Below are 20,798 nucleotides of genomic sequence, written 5' to 3'. Positions count from 1 at the left end.
AAGCTATATTTGATTCTTAAATAATTTAAAAGAACAGAATTCAGCCATTCTTGTATTCGTTTTAACCGTTAATTCACCCATAATGCTTTCACACAAAACCAAATATGCTCTTAAAGCACTTCTCTATTTAGCAGAACAGGATGAAAATCATATTTCAAGAACTATTGAAATTGCTGAAGGAGCCAATATTCCTAAAAAGTTTTTGGAACAAATTCTTTTGGATTTAAAAAGAGGACATTTCGTAGGTAGCAAACAAGGAAAATATGGCGGATATTACCTTTTAAAAGACAAAGAAACGATTACTTTGGCCGATATTCACCGCTTATTTGACGGTGCAATCGCATTACTTCCCTGTGCCTCTTTAAATTTTTACGAGCGCTGTTCGGATTGTGTAAGCGAGTCGGAATGCGCATTGCGACACGGATTGATGGCTATTCGTGATGAAACTTTGAAAGCCATGCAGGGCATTACAATAGCCTCATTGGTAAAAAAATAAAAAAATATTTTTCAAATTACACTAAATTGATAGAATTTATATATTTTTGCACTGAGTTTAACGTATGATTAATATCAAAAATAAAAAAATGCAAACAAATCAAACCAAAACCAATGCTGTCAGGAAAAGTAACGACAGAGTAAATTTCTCTCTCTTAGAAAAAAAACGTTTCATAATGTGTTGTATGTGCATGTCTAGATTATAAAAAAATTTAATTTAAATTCTACTAATTACATATAATATACATACTAATGAGAACTATAAAATCAATTTCAAGCTTATTCTTTTTACTAATTTTCTCGACTTCATATGGTCAAAACCTTTTACAAGGAGTTGTAAAAAACGATCAAGACTCTCCTATAGAAGGCGTTAATATAGTTCTAAAAGGAACTACTAATTCATCAACTACTGATGCTAATGGTAATTTTAGCATTGAAGCCAAAACGCTTCCATTTACAATCATTGTACAATACTTAGGTTACACAACAAAAGAAATTAAAATAAACGAACTGCCAACAGTTGCTAAACCTTTACAAATAACTATTAGCACTGGTGAAGAAAAAGTATTGTCTGAAGTAGTTGTAACATCAAGACGCAGAATAGAAAAAGCACAAGATATTCCTATCGCAGTATCGGTTGTTACGGGCAAGCAAGCTGAACAAACAGGCGCTTTCAACGTAAACCGTATAAAAGAATTGGTTCCATCTGTACAGCTTTATTCTTCAAACCCAAGAAACACTGGGATTAATATTCGCGGTCTTGGATCACCATTTGGTCTAACCAATGACGGTATCGATCCAGGTGTTGGTTTTTATGTTGACGGCGTGTATTATGCCCGCCCTGCGGCAACTACTCTAGATTTTATCGATGTAGAAAGAATTGAAGTATTACGCGGACCGCAAGGAACTTTGTTTGGTAAAAACACAACTTCGGGTGCTTTTAACATAACTTCCCGCAAACCAAGCTTCAACACAGGTGCAGACTTCGAAGTGAGTTACGGTAATTATGCATATCTTCAGGCTAAAGCTTCGGTTACAGGAGCTTTGGGTAAAAAAGTTGCTGGTAGATTGTCATTTTCAGGTACACAACGTGATGGTATTATCGATAATATCAGAACAGGAAAGCCAACAAACACGCTGAACAATCAAGGTATTAGAGGTCAATTGCTTTTTACTCCAACTGAAAACACAAACATTACGTTAGCAGGAGATATCACAACACAGCATAATGACGGATATGCTCAAGTAGTTGCAGGTGTTGCTCCAACAAATAGAGTTCCACAGCGTCAATTTAACGCCATTATTGCTGATTTAAACTACCAGCTTCCAAGCTTAAATGCTTTCGATCGTAAAATTGACCATGACACCCCATGGCGTTCAGGACAGGATTTGGGCGGAGGGTCACTTAATGTGGATACGAAAATTGGAAACGGTACACTTACATCAACAACTGCATGGAGATTCTGGACTTGGGATCCATCGAATGACAGAGATTTCACAGGTTTGCAACAACTTGCAAAATCACAAAATCCATCTAGACAAACTCAATTTACCCAAGAGGTACGTTACGCAGGTCAGATTACATCTAAAATAAGCGGTGTTGCCGGAGTATTTTATATTGACCAGACATCAAAAACAAAAGGTACAGAGGAATCCGGTAACGCACAATGGAGATTTGCTCAGGACTCCTTTACTCCAGCAAATACTGCATTATGGAAAACTCCAGGTCTTTTTGAAGGATATGGAATCCATACAGATGCTCAAATACATTCAACTAGTGCAGCGGTATTTGGTCAATTAGACTGGGCTGTAACTGAGCGTTTACACGTATTACCAGGTTTAAGATACAATTACGACAAGAAAGATGCAGATTATGACCGTAAAACATACGGAGGACTTCAAACCACTGATCCTGCATTAATTGCCTTGAAAAAGAAAGTTTATACCGATCAAAACTTCTCATCAGATAATGATGATACTGACTTCTCTGGAAATATAACTGTATCCTACAAAGCATCAGATAAAATCAATGCTTATGGAACTTTTGCAAAAAGCTACAAACCTATTGGAGTGAATGTAGCTGGACTTCCTACTCCGCCTGCGGGACAAACTTTAGGCGATCTTGCAACAGTGAAGCCAGAAGATGTTACCCATTATGAGTTTGGAGTAAAAACTTCTCCAATTGCATATTCAATATTGAACTTGACATACTTTAACACAAACATCAAAGATTTCCAAACCAATGTTCAGGCAGCTGAATTGGGAGTAAACCGCGGTTATCTTGCTAATGCTGATGAAGTGCGTGTACAAGGCGTGGAATTAGATTTCAGTTTTATTCTTAACAAACATTTCAACTTCAATGGAGCCGCAACGTATAGCGACGGTAAGTATGTTAAATTTACAAATGCTCCTCTTCCTCTTGAAGAAACTGGATCTCCAGTATCCTTTAAAGATGTATCAGGTTCTAATTTACCTGGAGTTTCAAAATGGGCAGGAAGCTTAAGCGGAGAATATACAAAAAATGCAAAATTCTTTGCAAACGCAGGAAAATTCTTTGTAGCTCTAGATGGTTATGCCCGTTCAGAGTTCTCATCAAGCCCATCAGCTTCTAAATATTTAGTGGTTCCCGGCTATGCAATTTTTAATGGCCGTATAGGGTTCCGCGCTTCCGAAGGATTATCTGTTCACTTTTGGGGACGTAACCTTTTAGACAAAGATTATTATGAGCAATTACTGCCAGCTGGTGGAAATTCAGGACAATATGCTGGTGTAATAGGAGATCAAAGAACATACGGAATTACACTTCGTTACGCACTATAATTTCAAAGATTGGAAAGAAATATATAAAACTTATTGCTCTATTAAGAGTCAGCTTTTTTAAATACAAAATATAACCTACTGTTTTTATAGAGTTTATTTACATTTGCAAAAATGAAATAAACTCTATGAGAACCATAAGACTCTTTTGCATATTGTTAATATATTATGCTTCCAATGCGCAAACAGAAAAAAACATAGATCATCAAAGCCTAATCTGGACACGATATTACAATCAATTTACCATAAATAACAAATGGTCAATACATAGTGAATTTGACAATCGGATATTTTTGAACCCTACAGAAGAAAATTTATATCTATTAAGGGTGCATGGTCGATATAAAATTAATAGTAAAATAGATATTGGTGCGGGGTATGCCTATTTCTCTGTAGCAACACAAAATCCAGAAGTCAATAATGACTTTAGAACACCCGAATACAGAGGACAACAGGATATTACTTGGAAACAGGAATTTGGAAATTTTTCACTAATTCAGCGATTTCAAGTTGAGGAACGGTTTTTTAAAAATGCTGACAAAAATGGACTGCAACCGGGAACCACTTTTACATGGAGATTTAGATACCGTCTTCAAGGGGAATATTGCTGCTGGAAAAAAGAAAGCCAGTATCTCAAAGCCATTGTATATGATGAACTAATGATTAACGCAGGTGAAAGCATTGTTCATAACACTTTTGACCAAAACAGAATTTACGCCGCTATCCAATACGGCATTAATAAAAATATTGCATTAGAATTGGGTTATTTAAACAGTTTCCAACAACGCGCAAGTGGTGTTGATTATTTTGATAGAGACATTATTAGGTTTACCTTATTTCACAAAATAAAACTGAAAGAAAAACAGAAGTCACAGATTAATTAAACTTATAAGGAGTTTCATCCAAAATGAAGTTGTTTTATTCTGTTTTTCATTTGTTTGTTTTAGGAAAAATGGCACTTGTTTTTTAAAGAACATTAAATTTAACTTTTAATAGATGAAAAAAAAATACTCCATAAATAAAACAACAAATTTGAGCATTGTCACAATTATGCTCTTGGTAATTTTAACCTCTTTAACTTCAAAATCATACGCCCAAAACGAAGTAGAAGTTTTTCCAAAAATAAAAGCTACTGTGGGTATTGTTCATCCGATAGTCACCTTTTCATCGGAAGAAACGACCACCAATTTTAAAGATTACTATATAGTCGGGATGCCGATTGCCATAAATGTATGGAAAAATAAAAGCATTGGTTTTTCATTCGAAATAGTTCCAACAATTAAAACCGATGATGGACTCAGTAAAGTCAACAGTGTATTAATTCACCCAGGAATACTTGTTCGATTAAAACATGAATTAACTTTTGCTGGCAGAGTTGCTTTTGAGACATCGGGTCGATACGGTTTTACGCCTGTTTTGAGCAAAGCAATCGGCATACATAAAGACTACAATTATTATGTATCGGTGCCTGTTCCGGTACGATTTGGAAATGACAAACCTGCTTCAGTAACGTTAGGTTTGCAATTTGGAATCTCGTTTTAAAATCATTTAACACCAAAACTATGTCTGAAACCATAAAAAAACAGCCCAGTTATACTCTACTTGATTTAATAAAATATTTTCTAAAACTAGGCACAACAGGTTTTGGAGGCCCCGTTGCATTGGTAGGTTATATGCATCGTGATTTGGTCGAGGATAAAAAATGGATTAACGATTCCGACTTTAAAGAAGGATTGGCACTGTCCCAATTAGCGCCAGGTCCTTTGGCGGCCCAATTGGGAATTTATATTGGGTTTGTACACTTTGGTGTTTTAGGAGCCACCCTTTCTGGATTAGCCTTTATCCTCCCTTCTTTCATAATGGTTGTTTTGTTAGGCATTGCCTATCAAGCGTATGGAGGTTTACCCTGGATGCAAGCCATTTTCTATGGCATAAGCGCTGCAGTAATTGGTATAATTGTTTTGAGTTCTTATAAACTGACAATTAAATCCATTAGTAAATTTGAAGTTCCTGCAATAAAAAGCAACTGGCTTCTCTGGATATTTTACATTACCGCAACCATTCTTACAGCTGTAACCCAAAAAGAAGAACTGCTTCTGTTTGTAGCTTTAGGTTTTATCTACATGATCGTAAAAGCACCTCCCGAATGGATTAAACGTCCTAAAACAGCTTCTTTCTTTTTTCTTTCAACAGCTGGATTCTCGGCTATAGAACTTGGAAAACTAGGAGACCTTGCCTGGTTTTTTATCAAAGCTGGAGCATTTGTTTTTGGAAGCGGACTGGCTATTGTTCCCTTTCTGCATGCTGGAGTAGTCAACGAGCATGGATGGCTAACCGAAAATCAATTTGTCGATGCCGTAGCTGTAGCCATGATTACCCCTGGACCAGTCGTAATCTCTGTAGGATTCATAGGCTATTTAGTTTCAGGATTTACTGGTGCTAGCGTTGCTGCTTTGGGAGTTTTTCTCCCTTGTTATTTATTTACCGTTATTCCTGCTCCTTATTTTAAAAAGATTTCTCAAAACAAGAGCATCAAAGCATTTGTTGACGGAATAACTGCCGGAGTAATTGGTGCTTTAGTCGGTGCTGTAATTGTAATTTCCCTCCGAACCATTGTAGATATACCGACAGTAATAATTGCGACTGGAACTGTTCTTATTCTCATTTATGTCAAAAAAATACAAGAGCCTCATATCATTTGTATTGCTGCACTTTTGGGAGTTTTACTCAAACTTATATAATTTCATAAAAAAAGTAGTCCTAAATTACGCTAGCATATCAATCCAATTTTAAGAATAGATTATTCATCAATTAACTAAATTTTGTAAAAATAGACCGTAACTTTAATAGAAAAGTTAGAGCCATGAAAAATTTTGGAATTAATCTTATGTGGTTTACCACAATCTATGTTGTAGTTTTTGCGATACTATGTCAAACAGAGCTATTTCTTCCTGCAATAATAGGTATGGCTTTTTTGGGAATATGTTTAATGCTGCTTTTAATTTTTACCGTTTTGCACGATGAGGGATACAAAACAAACAAAAAATTTAAAGATTGGTATCAAGATAACTCTAAGAAAAATTTGGTGCACTAGGAAATCGTACTTTCAGAATAAAACAAAAAAATCCAAACACAATCCTTTCCTGTTTATACTTTTCTTGCTTAATACAGGGAGTCCGCCTATGGGTTAAAATTGCCTATTCGAATCATCTCCACCCATCATTCTTCCTTTAGGACGGTTATTTCCTCCAAAACTACCCAGTTTATAAGACAAAGAAAACATCACATATCTTTTCAAAACGGTGTTTTCCTCATCGCGAATTGTAGTTGGCGATATAGTTCTTGTGGCACTTTGGTTCTGATTTAAAATATCATACACTTTCACCTTTAAAGCCATTGCTTTATTCAAAAAAACATACGATAAACTCGTATTCCATAAATAAAAATCTTTTTTGAAATCATCCGAAATATTAGAATTGTACGTATAGCCAAAATCATTACCCAAAATCCAATTTGAGGGCCAATAACTCGTGGTTTGCAAATTAATTTTGTGTACCACATTTGAGCTGGCATCCAATGAAGAATTGGTATATCTGGATTCACTGTAAGACAAACTATACGAAGGAGCTACCGTAAGTAGCTCACCATAATCATAACTCATATGCACTCTAGGAGAAACTCCCAAAGATTTTGCATCATACAAAACATCATTCGTAAATCCTTTGTCCAAAGAATAACTTCCGTTTAATCCTAAACCATATCTGACAACATGCGCGTCATTTTTTATGGATTGCCCCCAATTCCCGCCTATAGAAGTGGAATAAGTTCCAGAAACATTTTTATAAGTCGTAATTCTTTTACCGCTGGCATCATAGTTTGAAATAGAAACAATTTCACTGTCAAAGAAATCCCCTCTCGCATACAAACCATAACCCGAACGAGTACGCATATCAAAATTTCTGTAATTGATGTTGACACTGTTTTTTTTATTAGTATCCAAATTTGGATTTCCAATAATCGAATTCAAAGGATTGGACAAATTCGCCACTGGCAATAGTTGGTCTGATGAAGGAAGACTATTGGAATACTCATATCTTATCGTAAGTCCTTTTGTTCTGTCCAACGTATACCTAATTTGAGCGCTCCCATACGGCAAAATATATTTCTGGTTCAAATCAGTGTTTTTGTTTAGGTAGAAGGAATGATTGTCAAAATCGACAATCGATGTACGGGAATTCAAATTAAAACTGAATTTATTTTTTTCAAAAGTTAACCCTACTTTCGGGGTAATAGAATTTTGTCTCGAAGTTGTGTAATTTGTTAATGCTCCGTTAAGGACAGAATAGCTATCCGTACTTGCATCATAATCGTATGTTTTGACATCGTTTACCGTGTTTGACCAATCGAAATCCGAACCCAAACGAATCCTTAACGAATCCGTTATTGGTTCTATAAATTCAATATCGGTCGAATACGAATCGGAAGTATTATCAGTCTTGCCGTTTTGATTTCTTAAATCATTGGGACGTCCGTCTTGATAAAAAATTGTTTCAGAAACATTTAAAGCATCTGAATCACTTTTGGTATTATTGTTATTGAAAACAAAACTTAGATTACGGGATTTTTTTTCGAAAGCTTTATTGAAATTTATAGTATTGCCAAAATTAGTTGCTGTATTCTCCTTATACGATTTCGATTTACTCTCATTTAAGGCCAGCTCATTTTCATCAACAGAATAACTGGAAGACTCAGAAAGACTGTTCGAGCGGGTTTGTTCCACTTTTGGGGTAAAAACAATTCGGGTATCAGGATCTACTTTATACTCAAACTCAAAGTTTGCTTTATTTGCGGTATTCTCATTTCTGGTTTTCGAATCAGACTCGGTAAAAATAGTGCCTGTGGGCAAGAAATTGGCCTGATTGGACTTGCTTTCATTTTTAGTTACAGTATTCGAAAAATTGTAACTCCCCATCGCTAGAAAATTATTAGACCATTCATCGTTATAATTAAGTCCGACCAAATTAGATTCTGTTATCCCTTTTCCGTTAGTCACTCCACCTCCCCTATTATTTCCACCTCTGTTGTTTCTTCCACCGCCCATACTATCAAATACATCATCCATCGTAAAACCCGTCGAATTGATATTATTGGAAGAAGCCAACAGACTTATTTTTTGTTTGTTATTAAAATAATTCAATAAAAAACTAGCTTCGTAACGGTCATCCGTTCCATATCCTCCTAGAAATTTTCCAAAATAGCCTTTGTTTTTCTTTTCATCGATAGTAAAATTTATGCTGGAATTATCAGAAGTTGATGCTTGTTTGGATAGTTCTTCTTTTTTGGTTTTAAAATCAGAAACTTGAACCTTACTAATTATGTCAGCCGGTAAATTTTTTAGAACTACAGCGCCGTCTTTATCAAAAAATGTTTTTCCGTTTACCAAAAACTGCGTTACTTCTCTCCCGTTTACGCTTACTTTTCCATCATTGTCCACTTCAACCCCAGGCAATTGTTTCAACAAAGTTTCTACATTGGCATCAGGGCGCACTTTATAGGAAGTGGCATTAAACTCTAAAGTATCCTTTTTTACACGGATTGGCGGAGCATCATTTTTTATGACAACAGTCTCCAATTCGTTTGCGTTTTGAGACAGGTATAATTTACCAAAATCCTTATCTGCCAAAATTCCATTTTGTTTTTCAACATGGGATTTGTAACCCATAAAGTTAATTTTTAAGTAAAAAGGTTTGTCGTATTTTTTAATATTGAATTTAAAAAGGCCGTTTTTATCGGTAGTAGTGTATTCTATTACGGTGGAGTCCTTTACATTTGAAAAATAAACCGTTGCACCAGATAATGGAGCTTTAGTATTGGAATCGTAGATCCCTCCTTTTATAGCAATACTATTTTGCGCATTAACAACAGAAAAGAACTGAAGCAGAAATAAAAAAGGCAAAAATTTAAACATAAAAAAATTTATATAGAATGAGCCTATAAGACATCAAAACGCAAAAATGGTTTAATAGGACTTTCGTGATTTCTAAACACAAAACCACGAACCCCATTAAACCATCTAACTAACAAGCTATTATACCATAAAAAATCCCGATTGCTCGGGATTTCAATTTTATTTTTCTCTAATATAAATATCGATTGGCACTCCTGAGAAGTCCCATTTTTCTCTAATTTTATTTTCAAGGTAACGTTTGTAAGGCTCCTTAACATATTGGGGCATATTGGCAAAAAACACAAACTGAGGAGTTGGTGTTGGCAACTGCATACAATATTTAATTTTCACATATTTCCCTTTGGTTGCAGGTGGCGGATAAGCTTCAATCACTTTCAACATAAATTCATTGAATTTTGAGGTTGCAATATGTTGCTTTCTATTTTCAAAAACCTGAACAGTCGCTTCCAATGCTTTCAACAAACGTTGTTTTGTCAAAGCCGAAACAAAAAGAATAGGCACATCCGTAAATGGCATTAATTCTTTTTTGATTTTCTCTTCGTAATCACGGGTTGACATGGTATCTTTTTCAACCAAATCCCACTTATTCACAAGGATTACAACACCTTTACGGTTTTTCTCTGCCAACCAAAAAATACTTTGATCCTGCCCTTCAAATCCACGAGTGGCGTCTATTACCAAAATACAAATATCGGCATGTTCAATCGCACGAACTGAACGCATTACCGAATAAAATTCCAAATCTTCTTTCACTTTCGCTTTACGACGAATACCTGCCGTATCTACCAAGTTGAATTCAAAACCAAAACGGTCAAATTTTGTATCAATCGCATCACGAGTAGTACCCGCAATATCAGTTACCATAAAACGTTCTTTACCAATCAATGCATTGATAAAACTAGATTTTCCTGCATTCGGACGACCTACCACAGCAAAACGAGGCAAAACTACCTCTTCTTGAACAGGCTCTGGTTTCACTGGAAAAGCTTCAATCAAAGCATCCAATAAATCTCCAGTTCCACTTCCCGAAATACTGGCAAATGTGAAATATTCTCCTAAACCAAGGTTATAAAACTCAAGAGCGTCTTTTTCACGCATGGCATTATCTACCTTGTTTACAGCCAATAAAACAGGCTTAGTCACTTTACGCAACAAACGGGCAACAACATCATCCATCGGTGTAATCCCCTCTTCAACATCTACCACAAATATAATAACGTCGGCTTCATCGATGGCCAATTCTACTTGTTTACGGATCTCCCCTTCAAAAACATCATCCGATCCACGAACGTATCCTCCCGTATCAATCACAGAAAACTCTTTTCCGTTCCACTCGCTTTTACCGTAGTTTCTATCTCTGGTAACCCCAGAAACGGAATCTACAATAGCTTCTCTTCTTTGTATCAGCCTATTAAAAAGGGTTGATTTCCCTACATTAGGTCTTCCTACTATCGCAACAATATTGTTCATAATATAAATTCAAATATTTATTTCTCCCGAATACTGCTTTCCAGTTTCGGGTTGCAAAGGTAGTGTTTAAAACCATGAATATCAATTTTTTTGGTATATTCGCCACAGCTTGTTCACTTAACCTCTTCATTTCTAATTTCATGGACACCAATAATGAGATCCGTTTGCGTTTGCGTTTCTATAAAGAAGTCAATCAGGACATCGATTCACTGCGCCAAAAATTTATTCATTTCACCACTACTAATTCTCTGGATTTCATCCTAAAAATAAAAGAATACCACATTTGGATCAACATCAAAGGCCCCAAAAAAGCCTATTGGTCACCACATTTACACCTTGAAATGGAATCCAAAGGCGAAAACCAAACTCACATTCGAGGATTGTTTGGACCCGACCCCAACTTATGGACATTTTTTATGTTTTTGCATTTTATGATAGCAGGAACTTTTATCATATTTTGCGGTATCGCCTACTCTCATTACATCCTAAAAGAATCCACAACAGTTGATTTCGTTGTGATGTCCCTGATGGTTTTCGCTTGGTTCTTGCTGTATGTCATTGCCAAACAAATCCGAAGCAACGGCGAAAAGCAAATGAACGATATCGAAAAAGTATTTTTAGAAATCCTAGAATCTTAATAATTTGTAGCCAATCCAGCTCTCCATTGCAACTCCTCGTTCAAAAAAGGAGTTGTTCCAATGCGCTTGCACGAGCTTCCTCCGGTCGCTCAGCAACCACAGGAACAACAACCTTTTTTCACTCCGGGGTTTCCATTTCGATCTGGGCTAAAAAAAAACAGCATTAGAACAAATTCCAATACTGATTTTATATTTTTTACTTTAAAATTAAATTTCCAACATTCGATTAAACAAATAACCGAATTACCGAATCAACATTTATTGATTATAACCAAAACGCTTCAACATATTTGCGTTGCTTCTCCAGTTTTTATTGACTTTCACATATAATTCAATATGGATTTGCTTTCCGAAGAATTTCTCCAAATCCACACGGGCATCCATTCCCACTTTTTTCAAAGCAGCACCTTTATGACCAATAACGATTCCTTTTTGAGTCTCCCGTTCCACCATAATCAAAGAACGAATGCGGATGATATTCTCATCTTCAAAAAATTCTTCGGTTACGATTTCTACTGCGTATGGAATTTCTTTGCTGTAGTTCAATAATATTTTTTCACGGATTGTTTCATTTACAAAGAAACGTTCTGGTTTATCCGTCAATTGGTCTTTTGGATAATACGCTGGCGATTCCGGTAACAATGAAATGATTCTTTGAAAAACTTCAGGTACATTAAAATTCTGCAAAGCCGATATAGGATATATTTCTGCATTAGGAACTTTGGCAGTCCAAAAAGCCACTTGCTCTTCCAACTGCGCTTGATTCGAATTGTCAATTTTGTTTAACAATAACAAAACCGGAATTTTAGAATGGATAATTTTATTAAAAAAAGCTTCGTCTTTCAATTCCTGCTCTCCAATTTCAACCATATAGATTAAAACATCGGCATCTTCAAAAGCAGACTTCACAAAGTTCATCATCGATTCCTGCATTTCGTAAGCTGGTTTAATGATACCAGGTGTATCCGACAAGATCATTTGAAAATCTTCTCCGTTTACAATTCCAAGAATTCTATGGCGTGTTGTTTGTGCTTTTGACGTAATAATTGATAACCTTTCACCAACAAAGGCGTTCATTAACGTTGATTTCCCAACGTTTGGATTCCCTATGATGTTTACAAAACCTGCTTTATGTGACATTTCTATTATAATTTATGCTGCAAAGGTAGTTATATCAAGTCAATACAGGAAATAAAACATTTTTTTAAGTTTTCCTTGTTTTTATATAAATTCAGCGTATCTTTGCACCCGAAACAACGCGGGATAGAGCAGTAGGCAGCTCGTCGGGCTCATAACCCGAAGGTCACAGGTTCGAGTCCTGTTCCCGCTACTAAGTAGCCTTATTGAGATTACAAAACGCACATCGCGGGATAGAGCAGTAGGCAGCTCGTCGGGCTCATAACCCGAAGGTCACAGGTTCGAGTCCTGTTCCCGCTACTAGAAAAGCTTCAGAGAAATCTGGAGCTTTTTTTATACCCTAAAATCAAGGGGTTACACTACTTCCCTATCCTTCGTTATCCAAACTTTATACTATTATCTTAAAAACTAGGTACACTTGTAGGTACACATTTTTTATTTTTCTAGGTACACAATTTTTAATTGTCCCCTTTTTACCATTCTTTAAAACATTAGACCCAACCACAGGTACACATTCAAGGTACACATTCAAGGTACACATTAAGGTACACATCACTAAAAGTCTAGGTACACATTAAAAAAACTACACATCATGAACCATAACATATTGAAGATCCTATTCTTAACAAACAACACAAGAATAAATGCAAAAGGAGAAGCCCCTATTAGATGTAGACTTACATTCAATGGAATAAGAAAGATATTCTCCACTGGATTATTCATTAATCCTAATCATTGGGAAAACACCTTGCAAATAGCAAATCCCCCGAATGATTCTAATAGTTATATAAACACACAACTTAGCCTGATTAAACAAGATATTAATCAGGCTTTTTTATTTCTAAAAGTCCAAAAAAACACATTTGATGCAGATGATATTTACCTGCAATACAAAGGAGAGAACATCAAGGTTGAGAAAAAACTAATAGAAGTCTTTGAAATACACAATGACTCCATGAAAAAGCTTATTGGTATAGAATACTCTAAAAGCACACATTCTAAATTCATTGAAGCCAAAAGCCATACTACAGATTTCCTAAAGTATAAATACAACAAAAAGGACATCAACCTAGTAGATATTAGTTTAAAGTTTTTACACGAGTTTGAGATCTATCTTAAATCAGAGAAAAAGCATAAACAGATCACAATAAACAAGAGCATCCAAAGACTTAGAAAGATCATAAAGCTAGCTCTTTCAGAAGGATTTATAATTACAGATCCCTTCCTACTATACAAACCTAAAAGAGTAGAGACTCAAGTTGTTTTTCTAACTCCTAAGGAACTCAAGGAACTTGAAAACCATAAATTCTCACAAGTTAGGTTGCAACAAGTATGTGATATGTTCATTTTTTGTTGCTATACAGGTCTAGCCTATAGTGAAATGTCAAGTTTAACTAAAAAGAACATAGTAAAGGGATTTGACAACAAAACATGGATTGACATGTACAGACAAAAAACCAAAAAACAGTTTAAAGTACCGCTATTACCTAAGGCTAAAGAGATATTAGACAAATACAAATCCAATATTTCTAGGCATAATAAATTATTGCCAATCATTACTAATCAAAAATTCAACTCCTACCTCAAAGAAATAGCTGAAATTTTAGGCTTTGAAAAGAACCTAACTCATCACATTGGGAGGAAAACTTTTGCCACTACAGTACTCTTATACAATGATGTACCTATGGAAATTGTTTCTGAGCTACTAGGGCATTCAAAGATGAGTGTAACACAAGCGCACTATGCCAAAGTAGTACAAAGCAAAGTAAGTGAGCATATGGCTAAATTAAATATAAAATTGAGTCTGAAATAACTCAATATTTAACTGTGTTGTCTATTTTTACAACACAGTTAATTTTTAGTTTTATGGAATTACCAAACATACATTTTCAAGATTTCCCTATTGAGTTTAAAGAAATAAATCCGAGTGATTTCCCATATTTTGAAGTTGAGAATAACAGAGAAAAAATTATTATTCAACCTAATGAACAGGGGTTTATAAATGAAGCTCTACAAGATCAGATAAGCCTAGAGCATCAAAATACCATAGTGGTAAACGCAGGAGTTGGCAATGGCAAATCATATGCAATTATTCAAACTATTAAAAGATTTTATGAAGACGAACAAGATTATTTAATATTTGTAGCATCCCCTTTTGTAAGTCTAGTAGAACAATACTATCAAGAGATTTTAGACAAAACTGACATACCAGATTCTCAAATCTACAAATACAATTTCATTGGAGAAACAAGTGACATTAATCCAATAGGAAGAAAAATTCAAATTATTACAGTAAATACTCTATTAGGTAATCCAGGTGAAGATGCTTTTATTAATTCTGAAAAAAAACGGATTTATCTAAATAGCCTAATAAGCCATTGTCAAAGGAATGACACAAAAGCTGTATTCATCTATGATGAAATACATGATGCATACCATAACTTCAAAGAAAAGTATGTATTTAGTTTATGGAAATGGAAAAACATCATACACAAAAATATCATCCTAAGTGCAACATATTGTGAAGCTTCAAAAGTTGTTATAGAATACTTAGCTGAATTAACAGATAACAAAATACAAATAATAGAATGCGCGAGAACTAGATTTTTAGAAAAACAAAGCTCTTTACATCTACATTATGACCATGCAAGAAAATACTCTAATACATTAGGCAGTCTAATTGGAGTAGTTGAAGACATAATTGATCGAGGATTAAATATAGATATACTTTGTTATTCAAAAAAATTAGCGGAAGAAATCTGCATCAATAAAACTAGTGGTGTTGGGGAACTATTGTTTAAGAAGTATGGATCAAACATCAATAAATGCGTATCAGATTTAACAGACAATCAAAGGACTGAAAGAGGAATTCCAAAAAGTAGATACAGAAAAGACAAAATTAATGTAGGTACTAATTTCAAAACAGGAGTTAGTATAGAAAAAGAAAACCACGCTTTTGTAATAATATTTCCTCCAAACGGAACAAAAAATGAGTTTAAAAACTATTATGGAATTTTCTCAGGAGGAACAAATTCTATAGTTCAGGCACTAGCTAGAAAAAGAGCAAAAGGAGAAATCCATATTATCCTTCCAAAGCCTGATGAATTTGATTATGATACTCTACCTTTTACCGAAGGTATAAAAAAAGAAGCTTTTGAGACTTGTTACAATTTAGTACAAAAGCATAATGAAACAACTAATAGTCATTCAAAAGTTAAATATAATACACTAAACTCACAAGACACTCTATTAGAAAATTTTTATTCTAATACGCTAAGGGCTAACATACAAGACACTTTTGAGCACATAGAAAGTACAAATAGAGAAAACAAAGTACGACTAGATTTTCCTGAATACAAATTATTCAAATTAAATGATGGAGAAAATTATTTAGCTCAAAAATATAAAATCTTTGGTGGCGACTTATCAGCATACATTACCTATGGTGCTTTTACAAATCAATTCATAAACTGCAACCTTACATATATTAATATTAAACCACCTGTCTATTTTACAGAAGGCAAAATACAATGGCAATTAGAAAAATTCTTTGATAACTATTTTGATGATGATAATTTTATATACTTAAGACAGACCATAAATGACAAATACATTTTTCACAAATTATTAAATGAAATATTTTCAAATTACACAATACTTTTTAAAGCTAGTTCTGAAGCTAAACCTGTAGTTATAAGTCAAAATTCTTCAAAAATATTAGAAACCCAAATATTAGCATTTATACATAGAAAACTTTATCCTAACAACGCTATTTTCAATAATAGATTTGAGAATAGAGGATATTTCACTGATTCAACGTATAGCAGAGGAGATCACTTTAATAGCTGTATTGCCCATTCCTTAAGAATAGATGAAACCTCAGCTGAAGTTTCACCAGACACAAAAGACTTAGTAATAGCCTACAAATCATTAAACTATTTTAGACTAAAAGTAATTAGTTCAATACAGTCAATAACTATTGGCAGAAATACAGTGACTTATATTCCAAACAAACCTAATGAAGATTTTGTTCTCCCAACTGAAGAATCAAAATTCAACAATATGATAACTACTTTAATAGAATCTGATTATTACTTAAAAAATCAAATTTTTGATTTTAAAAACAGCTTTGAAAGACCTGAAAATCAAATTCTGGAAAAGAAAGCTTTAGCATTTTACAGTTACTTAAAAACAGATTTTTTTATCACTAAAGCTAGAAGAATTAATAATAGCCAAACTAATGTTAACGTTACAGAGATTTTAAAAGTATTGGACATATCAGATTCAAGTTTACTAATAGATCTAGTCAATACTGCTGGCATTATTATTCCAGAAGAGAACTTACAAACTTTGAGTATAACAGAAGGAAATTTTGTCTTTTCATAAAAACTAGAATCTAAAAATCCTTCCAGTCTTGTATTCCTCTTATATAGGAAAGAATACAAAACTGGAAGGATTCTCTTTAGATTACATTTCTATAATCCTAGAATATCTCCTTTTTCTAAAGATAAAAATCATAGAATAAACATTCCTCCACAACTCATATCGCTAGGTCTGAATAAATAATATAGTTTTAACCCTAGATATCCATACTTCTAGAAACGTGAATTATATATTCCTAGCTACAATAATATCCCAAGAAATAACTTTTTCTAAAACTTACAAGGGTTTCTTTTAAAATCTTCCCCACCTAAGACTTTTGATTTAACAACGCACGAACTTGGAGGAGGAAGCCTGCTAAGGACTTAGCTTTTATTTCCACAAAGGTAAGGATTCTAAATTTGGCATTCAACACTTTACACCATTCCAAAGACACTTTATGGCTAATAGCCAAATCTTTATGTGTCTACTAAAAATATTTTATTCATTTCAATATTAACAATTTTAAACATTTTTATTTATGCAATTAAGACATTCAGAAAGGAAGAAAGCTAAAATCAAATTAGCTCTTCAAGGAAGTGCTGGAAGTGGTAAAACGTATTCAAGTTTACTCTTAGCACAAGGTTTAACTAATGGAGACTTTTCTAAAGTAGCCATTATAGATTCAGAAAATGGAAGTGCCGATCTGTATTCCCATCTTGGGCAATATAATGTACTGACATTATCCCCACCATTTACACCCGAAAACTATATTAAAGCCATTGATGTATGTGTCAATGCAGGTATGGAGGTAATCATTCTAGACAGTATAAGTCATTGTTGGGATTACTTATTGGATTATCATTCAAACTTGTCAGGGAACTCCTTTACTAATTGGGGAAAAATTACTCCTATGCACAAATCCTTTACTGATAAAATGATGCAAGCAGATGTCCATATCATTGCTACCATGAGGACTAAACAAGATTATGTACTAAATCAGAAAGATGGCAAATACATTCCAGAGAAGGTAGGATTAAAAGCTGTGCAAAGAGATGGTTTGGACTATGAGTTTACAGTTGTGTTTGATGTGGATATAAAGCATTTTGCTGTATCCTCTAAAGATAGAACAGGCATGTTTATGGGTAAACCGGAATTCATTATTAACACATTTACCGGAAAGAAAATTCTAGAATGGTGCAATAGTGGAACCAATTTACAAGAGGCTAGAGAGAAGATTAAAAGCACTAAAACTGTTGAAGAATTGAGAAAGCTCTATAATCAATACAGCAGTTGGCAAAAAGAATTAGACTATGATTTTAAACTTCAAAAAGAAACAATCAGTGTAAAAGAAACATTATTAAACCCTTTAAAATCTAACATCAATGGAAGCACATATCCTTGAAATTGAGCCTGAGTTACAGCTAAAGCCTGTTTTTCAGCTAAACACACCTCAAAACCTAGAAATAGAAAGTAGTATTAACCCGAAGCCTCTATTTGTTCCTAAACCTTTCATTGAGGCAAATACGAGTGAAATTAACCTAGCTCATTTAAAGAATGACTGTGTAATACCTGTATTCTCTAAGGACAACGAAAGAACAATAGCACATCAGGAATTTATAGAGATTGCGCAAGGTTGTGCAAGCAGAGCATTCCCATATCAAGCATTTGATGAACCTGAGATTAGAGTTAGCCACCAAATAAAGGGCAGAACTCCTGATGCAATAAATAAGCAAGCTAGGGACTTACTAGACCATGAGAAAACACAATACTTTGAAAGAATGGCTTTCATTATTAGGATTCCTAGCATTGTAGATACTATCAATGGAAATGAAATAGCTCTGACAATTGGAGGAGTGAGATCCTACAATCTAGAGAACCTGTACAACAAGAAATCCTTTGAAAAATTTAAGTTCTTTATAGGCTTTCAGGTTAAAGTATGTTGCAATCTAGCAGTTACAAGTGATGGATTTGTAGAAGAAATGCGTGTAAGCTCTTATCAGGAATTACAAAGCAAGATTCTAGATGTGCTACAAAACTTTAATGCTGAAAAACAACTAAGACAAATGAAGCAACTTTCTGAACATACTTTAACAGAGCATCAGTTTGCTCAATTACTAGGTAGAACTAGATTGTATCAGCATCTGCCTAAAAAGGACAAGTTGGGAATTCCTTCACTATCTTTTAATGATGGGCAGATTAATACTATAGCTAGAGACTATTATGAGGATGCTAGTTTCAGCAGAAATATACAAGGAGACATTAACCTTTGGAATGTCTATAATCTCTTTACTCAAGCTAATAAATCAAGCTATATAGACACGTTCCTAGACAGGAATGTAAATGCATTTGACTTTTCAAATAGCTTGTTAAAAACACTAAATGGTAGCTCTAACTATCATTGGTTTTTGAGTTGAATGAAAGCGCCCTATTTAAATGTAGGGCGCTATATACAGGCAATAAAGTTCTAGTTGTTTTTCAATTTGTTCTTCTCGTACTCTATAAAAATTGGATTATCATAAATTCTCTCATTTTTAATTTTACTTATTACATCATCTTGTGACATATTTGCAGGGATTAAATTTTCAAGCTTTCTAATTGCTGAACTTGGAATACCAAATTCCGATAAAATTGTCAAATTTTCTCTTAAGAATTCGTTTTCTATTAAATTAGTGTAATGGCTATAATTGCCTGGCCTAAGACCTTTTTCATTGCAAACAAATGTCTGAATGGAATTAATTACTGAGAGCCATTTAGGTATTTTATACTGAAACCAATGTTTATGAATTTGAAAGTTAGACATTATAACCTCTTCCTTAATCTCTATGTCACTTATTTCAGAATATCTTTTACCATAAGAGAATTTATTTTTATTAATCCCTTCTTGTTCAGGATTATTATTTTTTTCATCATAATATTGAACACATTCATTTATATATGTCAAATCACTTTGAATTAATTGAGCCATATTTTGATGCATACCATAATTAAATGTTTTATTTATAAGCCGTCCTATTCCTAGTGATTTAGATTCAGTATCCTTCATTAAATGATCCCAACCTAATTTTAAACAATATTCTAGTTCTCTATATGTAGGTGTTTGTGTCCAGCTAATCAAATTATAGTTAGCATTAATATCACGTCTAATTTTATCTATTATATTTTTTTGACCAAATACTTCAACAGCATTATTCTTTATTATTTCCTTTTCATTAAATGGAATATTTTTAATTGCTTTATATTGATCTGTTTCCTTATTAAGGACTTCATCATCTGACAACGTAATTAAAACCTCATTTGATATTGGATTTTGTTCATAAAATGGTATATCAATTGTAATTTGTGTATCGGTAGGAATAGGATTGAAATTATAGATATTGCCAGTATAATGCATCATCAATCTTCCTGCTCTTCCCTTAATATTTGAATAATCAAAAAAATCAATTGGTATGTCTCTCCCCTTCTTTGAATCATAAAAAATTATATTTTTTGCACTAGTATTTACTCCTTCAATTATTGTTGTAGTACAAAAAAGGAAATTAAGTTTTCCGTCATTAAAGTAATTAATTATTGATGAAGTAATATGTTTTTGAAGTGCTCCATCGTGAATCCCAATTTTATGATTCAAGAGATTAATTAGACTCCAATCTGTAGATATGTTATTTTTTATCCACTCATTTATATCCAATTCTACACTATTACTTTCTATTCCATTTTTAACTATATAATTTAAAAAGCGTTTAGATAAATCTCGAACCCTATTAGGTGATGAACAGTAAATAATTGATTGTTCATAACGATTATTTAATAACAATTCAAAAAGCTTATTTTCTCTTTCTTCCAGAGCTTCTAAATACCCCCGCTTTTTATGGTGGGTAGTCCTATCAAAGGCCTCTTTATTTGGTGTATAAATA

15 protein-coding genes and 2 tRNA genes are annotated in these 20,798 nt (G+C 33.8%); 13 read left to right on the top strand and 4 right to left on the bottom strand.

Annotated features, from left to right (window positions below; all coding sequences use genetic code 11):
* The first annotated feature begins 82 nt into the window (after positions 1 to 82).
* From B0E44_RS03070 to B0E44_RS03045, 6 genes are all read left to right on the top strand, one after another.
* Positions 83 to 496: an Rrf2 family transcriptional regulator gene (locus tag B0E44_RS03070; protein WP_077370739.1), complete on the top strand. Its 414-nt coding sequence runs from the start codon at positions 83 to 85 to the stop codon at positions 494 to 496.
* 251 nt (positions 497 to 747) lie between these two features.
* Complete coding sequence (locus B0E44_RS03065; protein ID WP_077370738.1) at positions 748 to 3,315, top strand: TonB-dependent receptor; 2,568 nt, start codon at positions 748 to 750, stop codon at positions 3,313 to 3,315.
* A gap of 125 nt (positions 3,316 to 3,440) precedes the next feature.
* Entirely contained in the window at positions 3,441 to 4,196 is a 756-nt protein-coding gene (locus B0E44_RS03060; RefSeq protein WP_077370737.1) for a DUF2490 domain-containing protein, read from the top strand.
* 112 nt (positions 4,197 to 4,308) lie between these two features.
* Positions 4,309 to 4,854, top strand: coding sequence for a hypothetical protein (locus B0E44_RS03055; protein WP_077370736.1), 546 nt, complete (start codon positions 4,309 to 4,311; stop codon positions 4,852 to 4,854).
* Between the two features lie 20 nt (positions 4,855 to 4,874).
* Entirely contained in the window at positions 4,875 to 6,053 is a 1,179-nt protein-coding gene (locus B0E44_RS03050) for a chromate transporter (RefSeq protein ID WP_077370735.1), read from the top strand.
* 122 nt (positions 6,054 to 6,175) lie between these two features.
* Complete coding sequence (locus tag B0E44_RS03045; protein ID WP_077370734.1) at positions 6,176 to 6,406, top strand: hypothetical protein; 231 nt, start codon at positions 6,176 to 6,178, stop codon at positions 6,404 to 6,406.
* Positions 6,407 to 6,499: 93 nt separating this feature from the next.
* On the opposite strand, the gene B0E44_RS03040 is transcribed toward B0E44_RS03045, so the two are convergent.
* Entirely contained in the window at positions 6,500 to 9,280 is a 2,781-nt protein-coding gene (locus tag B0E44_RS03040) for an outer membrane beta-barrel protein (RefSeq protein WP_077370733.1), read from the bottom strand.
* Positions 9,281 to 9,439: 159 nt separating this feature from the next.
* The gene (gene der / locus B0E44_RS03035) at positions 9,440 to 10,750 is read right to left on the bottom strand and encodes a ribosome biogenesis GTPase Der (protein ID WP_077370732.1); all 1,311 of its coding nucleotides are present in this window, start codon (positions 10,748 to 10,750) and stop codon (positions 9,440 to 9,442) included.
* Positions 10,751 to 10,824: 74 nt separating this feature from the next.
* Between der and B0E44_RS03030 the strand changes: the two genes are divergently transcribed.
* Positions 10,825 to 11,388: a hypothetical protein gene (locus B0E44_RS03030; RefSeq protein WP_077370731.1), complete on the top strand. Its 564-nt coding sequence runs from the start codon at positions 10,825 to 10,827 to the stop codon at positions 11,386 to 11,388.
* Positions 11,389 to 11,646: 258 nt separating this feature from the next.
* On the opposite strand, the gene era is transcribed toward B0E44_RS03030, so the two are convergent.
* On the bottom strand, positions 11,647 to 12,528 hold the full coding sequence (gene era / locus B0E44_RS03025) for a GTPase Era (RefSeq protein WP_077370730.1): 882 nt from the start codon (positions 12,526 to 12,528) through the stop codon (positions 11,647 to 11,649).
* Between the two features lie 117 nt (positions 12,529 to 12,645).
* On the opposite strand from era, the gene B0E44_RS03020 reads away from it, so the two are divergent.
* The 6 genes from B0E44_RS03020 to B0E44_RS02995 all read left to right on the top strand — a co-directional run bounded on the left by B0E44_RS03020 (position 12,646) and on the right by B0E44_RS02995 (position 19,301).
* Positions 12,646 to 12,718: transfer RNA gene (locus B0E44_RS03020), tRNA-Met, on the top strand.
* 34 nt (positions 12,719 to 12,752) lie between these two features.
* Positions 12,753 to 12,825 (top strand) — tRNA-Met (locus B0E44_RS03015).
* 292 nt (positions 12,826 to 13,117) lie between these two features.
* The gene (locus tag B0E44_RS03010; protein ID WP_077370729.1) at positions 13,118 to 14,338 is read left to right on the top strand and encodes a site-specific integrase; all 1,221 of its coding nucleotides are present in this window, start codon (positions 13,118 to 13,120) and stop codon (positions 14,336 to 14,338) included.
* A 53-nt stretch (positions 14,339 to 14,391) separates the two neighbouring features.
* Positions 14,392 to 16,911, top strand: coding sequence for a DEAD/DEAH box helicase family protein (locus B0E44_RS03005; RefSeq protein ID WP_077370728.1), 2,520 nt, complete (start codon positions 14,392 to 14,394; stop codon positions 16,909 to 16,911).
* 514 nt (positions 16,912 to 17,425) lie between these two features.
* Positions 17,426 to 18,289: an AAA family ATPase gene (locus B0E44_RS03000; RefSeq protein WP_077370727.1), complete on the top strand. Its 864-nt coding sequence runs from the start codon at positions 17,426 to 17,428 to the stop codon at positions 18,287 to 18,289.
* Positions 18,270 to 19,301 carry a DUF3871 family protein gene (locus B0E44_RS02995; RefSeq protein ID WP_077370726.1) on the top strand — a complete coding sequence of 344 codons (1,032 nt, stop codon included), beginning with the start codon at positions 18,270 to 18,272 and terminating at the stop codon, positions 19,299 to 19,301. Before B0E44_RS03000 ends, B0E44_RS02995 begins: the two co-directional genes overlap by 20 nt.
* 50 nt (positions 19,302 to 19,351) lie before the next feature.
* Here the strand turns inward: B0E44_RS02995 and B0E44_RS02990 are convergent.
* On the bottom strand, positions 19,352 to 20,798 hold a 1,447-nt coding region (locus tag B0E44_RS02990), incomplete at its 5' end, for a helicase-related protein (RefSeq protein ID WP_217341289.1).

The sequence above is a fragment of the Flavobacterium sp. A45 genome (assembly GCF_002001005.1).
Classification (GTDB): Bacteria; Bacteroidota; Bacteroidia; order Flavobacteriales; family Flavobacteriaceae; genus Flavobacterium.
This window is presented reverse-complemented; position numbering and strand designations above follow the sequence as displayed.